This is a genomic window from Streptomyces nigrescens (genome assembly GCF_027626975.1).
GTDB lineage: Bacteria > Actinomycetota > Actinomycetes > Streptomycetales > Streptomycetaceae > Streptomyces > Streptomyces nigrescens.
Genome location: NZ_CP114203.1, coordinates 7,895,517 through 7,909,506, shown reverse-complemented (window position 1 = coordinate 7,909,506; position 13,990 = coordinate 7,895,517). Strand labels below are relative to the sequence as shown.

Annotated in this window: 8 protein-coding genes; all 8 read left to right on the top strand. The window is 73.3% G+C overall.

Features of this window, described 5'->3' with window-relative positions:
- Positions 1-99 precede the first annotated feature (99 nt).
- The 8 genes from STRNI_RS35150 to STRNI_RS35115 all read left to right on the top strand — a co-directional run bounded on the left by STRNI_RS35150 (position 100) and on the right by STRNI_RS35115 (position 13,877).
- Positions 100-1,290 carry an ATP-grasp domain-containing protein gene (locus STRNI_RS35150; RefSeq protein WP_277412655.1) on the top strand — a complete coding sequence of 397 codons (1,191 nt, stop codon included), beginning with the start codon at positions 100-102 and terminating at the stop codon, positions 1,288-1,290.
- A complete protein-coding gene (locus STRNI_RS35145) occupies positions 1,287-3,089 on the top strand; it encodes an IucA/IucC family protein (RefSeq protein ID WP_266441111.1) in 1,803 nt (600 codons plus the stop codon). The genes STRNI_RS35150 and STRNI_RS35145 overlap by 4 nt, the downstream gene beginning before the upstream one ends.
- Complete coding sequence (locus STRNI_RS35140; RefSeq protein WP_277412654.1) at positions 3,086-4,390, top strand: MFS transporter; 1,305 nt, start codon at positions 3,086-3,088, stop codon at positions 4,388-4,390. Before STRNI_RS35145 ends, STRNI_RS35140 begins: the two co-directional genes overlap by 4 nt.
- A complete protein-coding gene (locus STRNI_RS35135; protein ID WP_266441113.1) occupies positions 4,378-6,159 on the top strand; it encodes an IucA/IucC family protein in 1,782 nt (593 codons plus the stop codon). The genes STRNI_RS35140 and STRNI_RS35135 overlap by 13 nt, the downstream gene beginning before the upstream one ends.
- Positions 6,156-7,391: a type III PLP-dependent enzyme gene (locus STRNI_RS35130; protein ID WP_277412653.1), complete on the top strand. Its 1,236-nt coding sequence runs from the start codon at positions 6,156-6,158 to the stop codon at positions 7,389-7,391. The genes STRNI_RS35135 and STRNI_RS35130 overlap by 4 nt, the downstream gene beginning before the upstream one ends.
- A 4-nt stretch (positions 7,392-7,395) precedes the next feature.
- On the top strand, positions 7,396-8,163 hold the full coding sequence (locus STRNI_RS35125) for an HpcH/HpaI aldolase family protein (RefSeq protein WP_338149817.1): 768 nt from the start codon (positions 7,396-7,398) through the stop codon (positions 8,161-8,163).
- An 86-nt stretch (positions 8,164-8,249) separates the two neighbouring features.
- Complete coding sequence (locus tag STRNI_RS35120; RefSeq protein ID WP_277412652.1) at positions 8,250-9,482, top strand: NAD(P)/FAD-dependent oxidoreductase; 1,233 nt, start codon at positions 8,250-8,252, stop codon at positions 9,480-9,482.
- 144 nt (positions 9,483-9,626) lie between these two features.
- The gene (locus STRNI_RS35115) at positions 9,627-13,877 is read left to right on the top strand and encodes a bifunctional nitrate reductase/sulfite reductase flavoprotein subunit alpha (RefSeq protein WP_277412651.1); all 4,251 of its coding nucleotides are present in this window, start codon (positions 9,627-9,629) and stop codon (positions 13,875-13,877) included.
- The last annotated feature ends 113 nt before the right edge of the window (positions 13,878-13,990 follow it).

The window sequence follows — 13,990 nt, the reverse complement described above, 5'->3', positions numbered from 1 at the left end:
GTCCCCCGGCCCGCCCCCACGGCCCCGGCCACGATCCGCCGGGGCCGGCCACGACTCCCCCCCCCCCACACCACCCTTGATCCCGAAGGGGCCCCGCTCATGCGGATGTACCTGCTCGCCCTCAACCCCACCGACTCGGTCACCGATGGCTTCCTGCCCGCCGCCGCCCGCCTCGGTCTCGATGTCACGGTCCTGACGGACCAGCCCGAAGCGCACCGGCGCGGCTACCCCGAGATCGAGGTCCTGGAGTGCGACGTCCATGACTTCCGCGCCGTCATCACCCGCATAGCCACCCACCACCCGGCCGACGCGGTCTTCACCAACAGCGACCATCTGCAGACCCAGGCGGCGCTGGTCGCCGACTACTTCGGGCTGCCCGGCAAGGACTGGCGGGCCGCGCTGCGCGCCAAGAACAAGGCCGAGATGCGCCGTCACCTCGCCGTGGCGGGCGTCGACACCGTACGGTCCGCGGAGCTCGCGCCCGGCCAGGACCCGTCCGCGTTCACCGCCGCCGGCCTGCCCTACCCCTGTGTCCTCAAGCCCCGCGAGGGCGTGGCGAGCGAGGATGTGGTGCTCGCCGAGGGACCGGACGAGCTGGTGGCGCTCGCCAAGGAGATCCAGGCGCGGCGCCCGCAGGCGGCGCTGGTCGCCGAGGAGTTCCTGGCCGGCGAGCTCTACACCCTGGAGACCCTGGGCGACGGCCGCGTACGGCATGTCCTGGGCGGTTTTCACACCACGGTCTCCGCCCCGCCGGCCTTCATCGAGGAGCGGCTCGACTTCGTCGCCGCCCACCCCCAGCCCGTGGTGGAGCAGGTGCTGGCCCAACTGGACGCGCTGGGCGTAGGGTTCGGCGCCTGCCACACGGAATTCGTGGTCCACGAGGGCCGCGCGCGGCTCATCGAGGTGAACTACCGCGTCATCGGGGACCAGTGCGACCTGATGCTCGCGCAGGTCCTGGACATCCCCCTGTTCGAGCACATTCTGCGGACCCACCTGGGCGAGCCGCTGCCCGCCGATCTCGGCGCGCGGCGCGACGGGGCGGGCCGGGTGGACTACGCCTGCGCCGACCGGGCCGGGACGCTCACCGCGGCGCCCGCCGCCGCGGACCGGACGGTGGACGGCGTCCGGCTCACCTACCGGCCGCTGCGCGAGGTCGGCACCGAGCACCCGCACTACCGCACCAACCGCGACTACCTCGGCGTACTGCGGGCCACCGGCACCGACCGGAGCGCCGTGGAGCGGGTGTCGGATGCGTTCTTCGCGGCCGAGCGCTGGGAGATATCGACGTGACCGCCGCGCTCGACACCGCAACCGGCCAGGCCGGGGCCGCGGAGGACGCGGAGGAATCCGGACTGCTGCTGCGTGTCCTGGGCGCGCTGCTCCGCGAGGACGTGGTCGGCCTGCGCACCCGTGGCACGCTGCTGGAGCGGCCGGACGGCCCCTGGCTGCGGCTGCCCGCGGACGAGGCCGCCGGGGCGCTGCTGCTGCCCCTCGGCGAGGACGGCTACCAGAGCGTGTACACGGCGCGGCTGCCGCTCCTCGTCCGCGAGTCCGACGGCGCCCGGCTGACCGCGGTCGAGGAGGTCCTCGCGGCGCTCCAGGCGCTGGCCGACCCGGCCGACCACGAGGGCTTCGCCGCCTTCGCCGAGGAGTGCCGCCAGACCCTGGCGACGATGCGGCTGCACACCCGGACCCGGGACGAGGCCGAGGACGAGCTGACTGTTCGTCATGGCGCGGACCCCGCCGGCTGGCTGGGGCTGAAGGGCGGTCTGGCGTACGACACGCTCGCCGCCCGGCTCGACCACCCCGTTTACCCGACCGCCCGCGGCCGGTCCGGTCTGACCGAGGGCCAACTGCGCGCCTATGCACCGGAGTTCCGCCCGGACTTCGCGCTGCGCTGGCTCGCCCTGCCGCGCGACGCGGTCACCCTGCCGGGCGGCGAGGCGACGCTGCCCGCCTGTTGGCCGACGCCTGCCGAGCTGGGCCTCCCCCACCTCGACGGCAGCCATCTCGCCCTCCCGGTCCACCCGTTGACGCTCGGCGACCCGCTGGACGGTGCGCTGCGCGACACGGGCCTGGCGGGCGACGCGGTGCTGTCCGAGCGTGCCGTGGTCGACGTCGTCCCCACCCTGTCGATGCGCACCGTGGCACTGGACGCCGAGCCACGGCTCCATCTGAAGCTGCCCCTGGCCACCGCCACGCTGGGCCTGCGGAACCGGCGCACCATCAAGCCCGGAACGCTCATTGACGGCGCCGAGGGCCAGCGGCTGCTGGAGACCGTGCTCGCCCGCGAGCCGCGCTTCCGGGAGTCGGTCCTGCAGGCCGACGAGACCGTCTACGCGCACGCCGGCCACGAGCTGCTGTCCGTGCTGTGCCGCCGCTACCCCGCAGGGCTGGACGGCAGTGCCGTGGTGCCGATGGCCGCACTGCTGAGCCGGGCGCCCGGCGGGCGACTGGTGATCGACCACCTCGCGGACCGCTTCTACGGCGGCGATCCGCTCGCCCTGCTGGACGCCTGCCTCACCCTGCTCTTCGACTGGCAGACCACGCTCTTCGGCTACGGCATCGCGCTGGAGTCCCACCAGCAGAACATCTCGCTGGTGTGGGACCGTACGGCGGACGGCGCACGGCTGCGGCTGCTGTTCAAGGACAACGACGGGCCGCGGATCAACACCGCCCGGCTGCGGGACACGCTGGGAGCCGACGCCCCGGACCCCGCGGTCTTCGCCGACCCGCGGATCTTCGCCGAGAGCGACCGGCCGGTGCTGGACCTGTTCGCCACCATCACCGTCCACCTGTGCGCCGGTTCGTACGCCTTCGGACTCGCCCGGCACGGGCGGGCGCCGCTCACGCGGCTGCTGGGTCTGGTCCGCGACCGGCTCGCCGAGGCCGTCGAACGGCTGGGCACCGCCCCGGGCGAGCCGGGCGCCGCGCTGCGCGCATACGTCCTGGACGCCCCGCAGCTCCCCGTCAAGGCGATGGTGAGCGCCGGGACGCTGCTCTCCAAGGAGCGTTCGGGCGCGGCCGACATCAACAAGCACTACACCACCGGCCCCAACTATCTGCTGCCGAACGGGACTTCCCGATGAGGACCACCACTTCTCGCCAGGTCGAGCCGACCGCCGTCGAAACCAAGGACCGTCCGGGCCTCACCCGCCGCCAGGTGCACGCCGTGGCCGGCTGCTACTTCGTGGCGTCGTTCGCCGCCCTCGGCCTGCCGCCGTATCTCACCGAGATCCTGCCCGAGCTCGGTGACGGCGCCGCCCGCTGGGCCGGTCTGCTCTACATCGTCCCCACCATCTTCGGGGCCCTCGGCGCACCGCTGTGGGGGCGGCTCGCTGACCGCTTCGGACGCAAACGGCTGTTGCTGCGGGCGCAGTTGGGGCTGGCGGCGGCATTCCTGCTGGCCGGCTGGGCCGACTCGCTGGCCACGTTCGTCGCGGCGCTGGTCCTCCAGGGCATCCTCGGCGGCACCTTCGCCGCGTCTAACGGCTATCTGGGAGCGGCGCTCGAGGGCAATGCGCTGTCCCGGGCACTGACCCTGATGCAGGGCAGCGCCCGTGCGGCACTGGTCTTCGCCCCGATCGTGGTCGGCTCGCTGACGCCGTGGCTGTCACCGCACCGTCAGTACGCACTGCTGGCCGTGCTGCCGCTGACCGCGGCCGTGATGCTCGCGGCGCTGCCGGAGCCGCCGAGAGCCCCGGCCGCCGCGGCGAAGCAGGCCGAGGCCGTGGCGGAGACCGATGCCGTGCAGTCGCCGGAGACGGCGGCGGGGACGGCGGCGGAGCCGGCCGGGCGTGCCCCGGTCGCGTCCCTGCGCGCCCTCTATGCGCTGGAGTTCGCCTTCGTCTTCTCCACCGTCATCTCCTTCCCGTACCTGATCTCCCTCATCAAGGAACGGATTCCGGGCACCGGACCGATGGTGTCCGGCGTACTGTTCGCCCTGCCCCACATGTGCTATCTGGTCGCGGCGATGGCGGTGCACGCCGTCTTCCGCACCCGCCCCCGGCTCGGTATCGGTATCGGCTTCGGCTGTATCGCGCTCGGACTGGCCGGACACGGCCTGGTGGACTCGCTCACCGGCTTCATCGCGGTCCGTCTGGTACTCGGTGCCGGGCTCACCCTCGGTCTGGTCTGTCTGTCCGTACTGGCCGCGGACTGTGCCAAGGGCCGGGCCCCCGGCGGGCTGTTCGGCTCGATCGAATTCTTCTCCAAGGCCGGCGCGGTCGCCGCCGGTGTGGCCGCCGCGGTCGGCAACGACTGGTTCGGCCCGGCCGCGCCCGTCCTGACCGGCACCGCGATCGCCCTGGTGACCGTCCTCGCGACCGCCGCCCCTGTTCTGCTGTCCCGCCTCCCCCGCACCCGCAGGAGCCCGCGATGCCTCCGCTGACCAATTCCCCCGGCACCGCCGCGGCGCACGCCGCCCCCGCCGGTCTGCCCACCGCCGACCAGGCCGTGGCGCACACCCTGCTCAACTGCCTGCTGCGCGAGGTGTCCGGCCCCGAGCACCAGACCGCCGTGGACCACGGCCGCCTGCTGCTGCGGCTGCCGCGCCGCGGGGTGCTGCTGCGGGTCGCGCTGCGCCGTGCCTCGCTGCTCGGCGCGCACCGGTTCACCGGCCCGGTGTCCGAACAGACCGCCGACGGCTGGGCCGAGGTCGGCTGGCGCCGGCTGGCCGAGTACGTGCACGCCGAGCTGTCGTTGCGGACCGGGGTGGACAACGAGGAGTTCCTGGCGCAGATCGCCTCCAGCCACCAGGCCGTCTCCGCGGCGCTGGCGGCCCGTACGGGGCAGCTCCCGGCCGCCGGGGAGTACGGCGAGGAGGACTGGCAGACCACCTATGTCACCTCCGAGCAGTCGCTGGTCCTCGGCCACCGCTTCCACCCGACCCCCAAGGCGCGCACCGGCGACCCCACCGCCTGGCAGTCGTACGCACCCGAGACCGGGGCCGCCTTCCCGCTGCTGCTGCTCGCCGTGCGCGAGGAACTGATCGCCGAGGAAGCGGCCGACGAGGGTGCCGCCGCCCCGCTGGACGCGCTGCACTCCGAGGTCCCGGACGGCTACCGGCTGCTGCCCGTCCACCCCTGGCAGTACGAGCTGCTGTGTGACCACGCCGGTCTGCAGGAGGCGCTGGACCGCGACGACATCCGCGTCCTGGGCACCGGCGGGGCACCGTTCGCCGCCACCGCGTCGGTGCGCACGCTCTACGACGGCGACGCGTTCCTCAAGTTCAGCCTGAACGTCCGGATCACCAACTGCCTGCGGAAGAACGCCAGTTACGAGCTGTCCGGGGCGGTGGCGCTGACCCGGCTGCTGGCACCGGCGCTCGCCGATCTGGCCGCCCGGTTCCCCGGCAGCGCGGTGCTCCGTGAGCCCGCCTACCGCAGTCTGGCGCTGCCCGGCGCCGACGGCCGCCCGGACACCGAGCTGCTCGAAGGGTTCGGCGTGATCGTCCGCGAGGGCCTGTCCCAGCGGCTGCTGCCGGGCACCACCCCGCTGCTGGCGGCCGCGGTCGCCGACGAGTACCCGACCGGTCCGGCCCATATCTCCCGTCTCCTGGACGGCGCGGGGCCGCAGGCCGCCCTGGAGTGGTGGGCCGCCTACCTCAATCTGCTGCTCCCGCCGGTGCTCGCCGCCTACTTCGACCACGGCCTGGTGCTGGAACCGCATCTGCAGAACGTGCTGGTCTGTGTCGACGGCGACGGGATGCCCGCGCAGGTCCTCTTCCGCGACCTGGAGGGCACCAAGCTGGTGCCCGAGCACCACGCCGAGCTGCTGGCGTCGCTGCCCGAGCAGATCGCGCGGCCGATGACCTATGACGCCCAGCGCGGCTGGGACCGGGTCGTGTACTGCCTGCTGGTCAACCATGTCGCCGAGATGCTCGCCGCGCTCGCCGATCTGCACCCGGACACCGAGGTCGAGCTGTGGGCGCAGGTCCGCCGCACCCTGCGGACCCACGCGGACCGGTACGGCTGCCCGCCGCGGCTGGCCGCCCTGCTGGCCGGTGTCCCGCTGCCCGCCAAGGCCAATCTGCTCACCCGCTGGGAGCGCAAGGCCGACCGTGAGGCCGGCTATGTCCTGCTGCCCTCGCCGCTGGCCGAAGCCGTTCTGTCCGGCGCCGTGCGCGTCGACGACACCACCCCCTGGAGCGCACGATGACCACCCCCACCCCCGCGGTCCGCGACCGCATCCGGAGCCTGCCGCCCGAGGAACTGCCCGCCTACGTCTACGACCTGACGGCGCTGCGCACGCATGCGGCCGAGGTCCGGGCCGCGCTGCCCGAGCGCGTGGAGCTGTACTACGCGGCCAAGGCCAACCCGGAGCCGGAGATCCTGGACGCGCTGCGCCCGTACGTCGACGGCTACGAGGTCTCCTCCGGCGGTGAGCTGGCGCACGTCGGCAAGGCCGTGCCCGGCGCCCCGCTCGCCTTCGGCGGACCGGGCAAGACCCCCGCGGAGGTCGCCCAGGCGCTGGAGTGCGGTGTGGAGCGCTTCCACGTGGAGAGCCTGTACGAGCTCCACATGCTCGCGAGTCTGGCCTCCCGGCTCGCCCCGGAACGCCGTATCGCGGTGCTGGCACGCTTCAATCTGCCGGTCGACGACGGTTCCCTGGACGGCAGTTCGCTCGCCATGGGCGGCCGCCCGACGCCCTTCGGGCTGGACCCGGGCCAGGCCGGAGAACTCGTCGCGCTGCTCACCGACGGCACCTACCCGCACCTCGAACTCCGCGGAATCCACGCCCACTTGGCCAGCGGCCTGGAGGCACCGGAGCAGCTGGCCGTGGCGGAGTCCATCGTGACCTGGGCCGCCGCGCTGGCCGCGGAGCACCGGTTCCCCCTCTCCGAGGTCGTCGTCGGCGGCGGTATGGCCGTCGACTACGCCGCGCCGGAGCGCCGTTTCGACTGGACCGCGTACGGGGCGGGCCTGGCCCGGCTCGCCGCGGCGCACCCCGAGCTCACCCTGCGGATCGAGCCGGGGCGCGCGCTGACCGCGTACTGCGGCTGGTACGCCACCGAGGTGCTGGATGTGAAGCACAGCCACGGCGAGGAGTTCGCCGTGGTGCGTGGGGGCACCCACCATCTGCGGACCCCCGCGACCAAGGGCCACGACCAGCCCTGCACGGTGCTGCCGTCCGACACGCCCTGGCCGCACCCCTGGCCGTGGCCGGCGGCGCAGGGCGAGCTGGTCACCGTCACCGGGCAGCTGTGCACCCCGAAGGACGTCCTCGCCCGGGCGGTCCCGGCACCGGGGCTGCGGGCCGGTGACCGGGTGGTGTTCGGTGTCGCCGGGGCGTACGCCTGGAACATCTCGCACCACGACTTCCTGATGCACCCGCGCCCCGGCTTCCACTTCCTCGGCGCCGCGGAGCCCGGCGCGGCGGAGGAGGCCTGAGACGCTGCGGCCCAATGAGGTCCGGCACAAGCTCGGTGCGGGCGAGGAGGTCTACGGGCTGTTCAGCACGCTTCCCGAGCCCACGATGGTGGAGATGATCGGCTGTGCCGGGTATGACTTCGTCATCCTGGACACCGAGCACACCCTCGTCGACCCGCAGCGGCTGGAGAACCTGATCAGGGCCGCCGAGACGGCCGGGCTCACGCCCTTCGTCCGGGTCCCCGAGGCCGACCCCGGCGCCGTGCTGCGCGCCCTGGACGCCGGGGCGATGGGCATCGTCGTCCCGCACGTCCGCGGGCGCGCGGACATCGACGCCACGATCCGGGCCGCCCGCTACGCCCCCGAGGGGATGCGCTCCCTCAACGGCGGCCGCGGCCCCGGCTTCGGCCTGATCGACCCGGCCGAGTACCTCCGCCGGGCCAACGCGGAGATCATGGTCATCGCGCTCCTGGAGGACGCCGAGGGCGTCGAGGCGATCGAGGCGATCCTCTCCCCCGGCGGTGTCGACCTCGTCCTGCCCGGACCCGGAGATCTCTCGCAGTCGTACGGGGTGCCCTGGCAGGTCCGCCACCCCCGCGTCCAGGAAGCGGTCCGCACCCTGCGCGAGGCCTGTGCCCGCCACACCGTCCCGTTCTGCGCCATGTCCACCACACCGGACCGGCGCGCGGAGTGGCGCGCCGACGGTGTCACGGCGTTCGTCGTGGGCGAGGACCGGGATCTGACGGCGCGGGCGCTGCGCGGACATCTGGCGCGCACCGCCGGGCGGGAGTGAGGGCCACACCATCGGCGGTACCTGCCGGGGCCCCGGGCGGGAACGGATGACCGGGTAACCGATCGTCCGAAGGAGCTGAGCGGGACATGGACCGGAACACGGCATTCTTGATCGCGGGGGCGGGGCTGGCCGGCGCCAAGGCCGCGGAGACGCTGCGCGCGGAAGGCTTCGACGGCCCGCTCGTGCTGCTGGGCGACGAGCACGAGCGGCCGTATGAGCGGCCTCCGCTGTCCAAGGGCTATCTGCTGGGCACCTCCGAGAAGGAGAAGGTCTATGTCCACCCGCCCCGGTGGTACGCCGACCACGACGTCGAGCTGCGCTTGGGCCAGGCCGTCACCGCCCTCGACCCGGCCGCTCACGAGGTGACCCTCGCGGACGGCAGCCGGCTCGGCTACGCCAAGCTGCTGCTGGCCACCGGCTCCACCCCGCGCCCGCTGCCGGTGCCCGGCGCGGATCTCGGCGGGGTCCACTACCTGCGGCGGCTGGCGGACAGCGACCGCCTCAAGGAGGTCTTCCGGTCCGCGTCCCGGGTCGTGGTGATCGGCGCCGGCTGGATCGGTCTGGAGACCACTGCCGCCGCGCGCACCGCCGGTGTCGAGGTGACCGTGCTGGAGGCCGCGGCGCTGCCCCTGCTGGGGGTCCTGGGACCCGAGGTCGCCCGGATCTTCGCCAAGCTGCACACCGATCACGGGGTCGAGCTGCGCTGCGGCACCCAGGTCGCCGAGATCACCGGCACGGGCGGTGCGGTGGACGGCGTCCGGCTGGCCGACGGCAGCCTCATCGGGGCCGACGCGGTCATCGTCGGCGTCGGGATCACCCCCAACACCGAGCCGGCCGCCGCGGCGGGGCTCAAGGTCGACAACGGTGTCGTCGTGGACGAGCGGCTGTGCTCCTCCCACCCGGACGTCTTCGCGGCCGGCGATGTCGCCAACGCCTACCACCCCGTCCTGGGCCGGCACCTGCGCGTCGAGCACTGGGCCAACGCCCTCCACCAGCCGCAGACCGCCGCCCGGGCCATGCTGGGCCAGGACGTCCGCTACGACCGGCTGCCGTACTTCTTCACCGACCAGTACGACCTGGGCATGGAGTACACCGGATACACCGGACCGGAGGGCTATGACCAGGTCGTCTTCCGCGGGGACACCGAGGCGCGTGAGTTCCTCGCCTTCTGGCTCTCCGGGGGACGGGTGCTGGCCGGGATGAATGTGAACGTCTGGGACGTCACCGAGGAGATCCGGGCGCTGGTGGCGAGCGGGCAGCCCGTCGACCCCGGACAGCTGGCCGATCCGGACGTACCGCTGGCCGGACTGCTCCCCTGAAGCGGCGGCCGCCGCCCGGTTCTCACGGCGCGCCGCGGGCGACTGTGTGGCCGCCGTAACGACTGGTGATCGCTTGATGTGACACCCGGTTAACGGGCCGTTCGTAGGGTCGGAGCGAGCATCCGACCACGAAGGGGACCGTCCGTGACCGCACCGGAACCGCTGGCAGAGAGCATCACGCAGGTGCGGACGGCGTGCTCGTACTGCGGGGTCGGCTGCGGGATCGTGCTGGACGTCGCGACGGACCCGCAGGGGCGGCGGACGGTCCGCAGGGCGGCCGGTGACAAGGCCCACCCGGCGAACGGCGGACGGCTGTGCACCAAGGGCGCGACCAGCGCCGAGCTGCTCGCCGCGCCGGGGCGGCTGTCGGCCGCCCTGGTGCGCGCGGACCGCGGCGACGAGCCGGTGGCCGAGGAGATGGAGGCCGCGGTCAAGCAGACCGCCGGGCGGCTGCGCGAGATCGTCGACGAGCACGGCCCGGACGCCCTCGCCCTGTATGTGTCGGGGCAGATGACGCTGGAGGCCCAGTACCTGGCGAACAAGCTCGCCAAGGGATTCGTGCGCACCCGGCACATCGAGTCCAACTCGCGGCTGTGCATGGCGAGCGCGGGCAGCGGCTACAAGCTGTCGCTGGGCGCGGACGGTCCGCCCGGCTCGTACCAGGACTTCGAGCATGCCGAGGTCTTCTTCGTCATCGGCTCCAACATGGCCGACTGCCACCCGATCCTCTTCCTGCGGATGATGGAACGGGTGAAGGCGGGCGCCAAGCTGATCGTGGTCGATCCCCGCCGTACCGCCACCGCGGCCAAGGCCGATCTGTTCCTGCAGATCGCGCCCGGGACGGATCTGGCGCTGCTGAACGGGCTGCTGCATCTGCTGGTCGAGAACGGCCGGGTCGACACGGAGTTCATCGCCGAGCACACCGAGGGCTGGGAGGCCATGCCGGCCTTCCTCCAGGACTATCCGCCCGCGAGGGTCGCGGAGCTCACCGGGATTCCGGAGGCGGACCTCCGCCGGGCCGCCGAGTGGATCGGTGCGGCGGACGACTGGATGAGCTGCTGGACCATGGGCCTGAACCAGAGCACCCATGGCACCTGGAACACCAATGCCCTGGTCAACCTGCATCTGGCGACCGGTGCGATCTGCCGCCCCGGCAGCGGCCCGTTCTCGCTCACCGGCCAGCCCAATGCGATGGGCGGCCGCGAGATGGGCTACATGGGTCCGGGGCTGCCGGGGCAGCGGTCCACGCTGGTGGCCGAGGACCGTGCCTTCGTCGAGGAGCTGTGGGGGCTGGAACCGGGGACGCTGCGGACGGACGGGCCCGGCCAGGGGACCGTCGAGATGTTCCAGCGGATGGCGGACGGCGACATCAAGGCGTGCTGGATCATCTGCACCAACCCCGTCGCCTCGGTCGCCAACCGCCGGACGGTCATCGAGGGGCTGGAGGCGGCACAGTTCGTGGTCGCGCAGGACGTCTTCGCGGAGACCGAGACCAATGCGTACGCCGATGTCGTGCTGCCCGCGGCCATGTGGGCCGAGTCCGAGGGCGTGATGGTCAACTCGGAGCGCAATCTGACGCTGGTGCGACAGGCCGCGGATGCGCCGGGCGAGGCCTGGCCGGACTGGCGGATCATCGCGCGGATCGCCTGCGAAATGGGCTATGAGGACGCCTTCACGTACCACAGCGCGGAGGAGATATTCGAGGAGATCAAGCGCGCCTGGAACCCGCAGACCGGCTATGACCTGCGTGGGGTGACCTATGAGCGGCTGCGGGAGACTCCCGTGCAGTGGCCCAGCGCGGCCGTCGACGGGCCCGACCGCAATCCGGTGCGCTACCTCAACGACGGTGTGAGCCAGACCCTGGACGAGCGGCCGGACGGCACCCGCCCCCGGCTGTCCTTCCCCACCGCGTCCGGCCGGGCGGTGTTCTTCGCCCGTCCGCACCTCCCGGCCGCCGAGATGCCCGACGACGACTTCCCGTACGTGCTGAACACCGGGCGGCTGCCCCACCAGTGGCACACCCTGACCAAGACCGGCAAGGTCGCCAAGCTGAACAAGCTCAACCCCGGCCCGTTCGTGGAGCTGCACCCGCAGGACGCGGAGTCGCTGGGCCTCGCCGAGGGCGACATGGTGGAGGTCGCCTCGCGGCGCGGCCGGGCGGTGCTGCCCGCCGTGGTGACCGACCGGGTACGGCCCGGCGACTGCTTTGCGCCGTTCCACTGGAACGACCTGTTCGGCGAGTACCTCAGCGTCAACGCGGTGACCCATGACGCGGTCGACCCGGTCTCCTTCCAGCCCGAGTTCAAGGTCTGCGCGGTGTCGCTGGCCAGGGTCGCGGCCGCCCCGGGGCAGCCGGAGGGCGGGGGCGGCGCCGGGCGGACCGGCGGCGCGGCCGGTGCGTTCCAGGGCGGCGCCCCGCGCGGGGCGACGGCCGTGCTCGCCGAGGTGTTCCGGCTCGGTGACCCCACCCCGCCGGTGCTGGCCGAGCACGAACGGCGCTATCTCTCCGGCTTTCTCGCCGGGCTGGACTCCGGGCCCGCCGTCGGCACTCCCGTGCTGCCCTCCCACGCGCCGTTCGGCCCGGAGAGCGCGCTGTGGGTCAACGGCGTCCTGGCCGGGATGTTCTCGCGCGCTCCGGCCCCCCGGACGGCGACGTCGACGGACCCGGCGGAGGTCTCCGCCGAAGCCGCCGATGCCCCGCCCGCCCGTACGGTCATCGTCCTGTGGGCCTCCCAGACCGGCAACGCGGAGGAGGTCGCGGCCGACACGGCCCGGCGGCTGACCGGCAGCGGCCGGGCGGCGACGCTGCAGAGCATGGACGACAGCGCACCGGCCGCCCTGCCCCGCGGCGCCGATCTGCTCATCGTCACCAGCACCTTCGGCGACGGTGACGCCCCCGACAACGGGACGGGCTTCTGGGACACCCTCAACGCGCCGGACACCCCGCGGCTGGACGGGATGCGCTACTCCGTCCTCGCGCTGGGCGATTCCTCGTACGACGACTTCTGCGGCCACGGCCGCCGGCTCGACGCACGCCTCGCCGAGCTGGGCGCGGAGCGGCTGGTGCCCCGTACGGACTGCGAACCGGACTACGAGACGCCGGCGGAGCAGTGGCTCGACCAGGTCCTCACCGCCCTGGGGGCCGGCGCCGGGCCGGACGGCGGTACGGAACCGGACGCCGGCGGGGAGGCGGGCACCTCGGCCGTCGCCCCGGGGACGGTCCCGGCTCACGCGGCGCCGGACCGGCCGGCCGGCGGCGCGGCCCGGCCCTCGAAGGCCGCGCCCGCCACCGCCCACCTCGTCGGCAACGATCTGCTGAGCCGGACCGGGGCCACCAAGGAGGTGCGGCAGTTCACCTTCGACACCCGGGACGGCGCGGGCACCCCACTGGAGTACGAGGTGGGCGACGCGCTCGGCGTGCTGCCGCGGAACTGCCCGGACCTGGTCGCGGAGTGGCTGGCCGTCACCGGCCTCGATCCCGCCGCCACCGTCGACCTCTCGGGCCCGGGCACCGTGCCGCTGGGCGAGGCCCTGCACCGCCATCTGGACATCGCCAGGATCACCCCCGCGCTCCTCCGGCTCGTCGCCGAACGCACCGGTGACCGGGTCCTCAAGAAGCTGCTGCGCCCCGACAACAAAGGTGAGCTGGCCCAGTGGACCTGGAGCCGGCAGGCCGTCGACGTCCTCGCCGAATACCCGGTCCGGGCCGGTGCGGCGGAGTGGGCCGGTCTGCTCCCCCGCCTGCAGCCCCGGCTGTACTCCATATCGTCGAGCCCGCTGACCGACCCCGGGCTCCTCCGGCTGACGGTCTCCGTGGTCCGCTACGAGAACCGCCAGGGCCATCCGCGCAAGGGCGTCGCCTCCACCTTTCTGGCCGATGCCGAGCCCGGCAGCCCGGTACCGGTCTTCGTCCAGCGCACCGCCCACTTCCGTCCGCCGGCCGATCCGGCCACCCCGATGGTGATGGTGGGCCCCGGCACCGGAGTCGCGCCCTTCCTCGGCTTCCTGGACGAGCGGCGCGCCCGCGGCCACCGCGCCCCCAATTGGCTCTTCTTCGGCGAGCAGCGCCGCGCCACGGACTTCTACTACGAGGACGCGCTCGGCCGGCTGTGCCACGACGGGCTCCTCACCCGGCTGGACACCGCGTTCTCCCGCGATCAGCGGGCCAAGGTCTACGTCCAGGACCGGATGCGCGAACACGGCGCCCAGCTGTGGTCCTGGCTCCAGGACGGCGCCCACTTCTATGTGTGCGGTGACGCGTCCCGGATGGCCAAGGACGTAGACCGTGCGCTGCGGGACATCGCCGTCGCGCACGGCGGCCACTCGGAGGAGACGGCCGCCGTTTACGTCAAACAGCTCGCCGCCGAGAAACGCTACGTCCGCGACGTGTACTGAGACGTACCGAGACGTACGAGGCGTGTCACTGAGGGGCCCGCCCGCTCCGCAACGCTCCCTTCCGACCATGCCGTTCGCGCGCCCTCGGGTTCACTTCTTGAACGGGCCGACCG

Bases quoted from the DNA above. Each gene is read 5' to 3' on its own strand.
- STRNI_RS35135 (WP_266441113.1), top strand. From the start codon at position 4,378: ATGCCTCCGCTGACCAATTCCCCCGGCACCGCCGCGGCGCACGCCGCC.
- STRNI_RS35130 (WP_277412653.1), top strand. From the start codon at position 6,156: ATGACCACCCCCACCCCCGCGGTCCGCGACCGCATCCGGAGCCTGCCG.
- STRNI_RS35150 (WP_277412655.1), top strand. From the start codon at position 100: ATGCGGATGTACCTGCTCGCCCTCAACCCCACCGACTCGGTCACCGAT.
- STRNI_RS35120 (WP_277412652.1), top strand. From the start codon at position 8,250: ATGGACCGGAACACGGCATTCTTGATCGCGGGGGCGGGGCTGGCCGGC.
- STRNI_RS35140 (WP_277412654.1), top strand. From the start codon at position 3,086: ATGAGGACCACCACTTCTCGCCAGGTCGAGCCGACCGCCGTCGAAACC.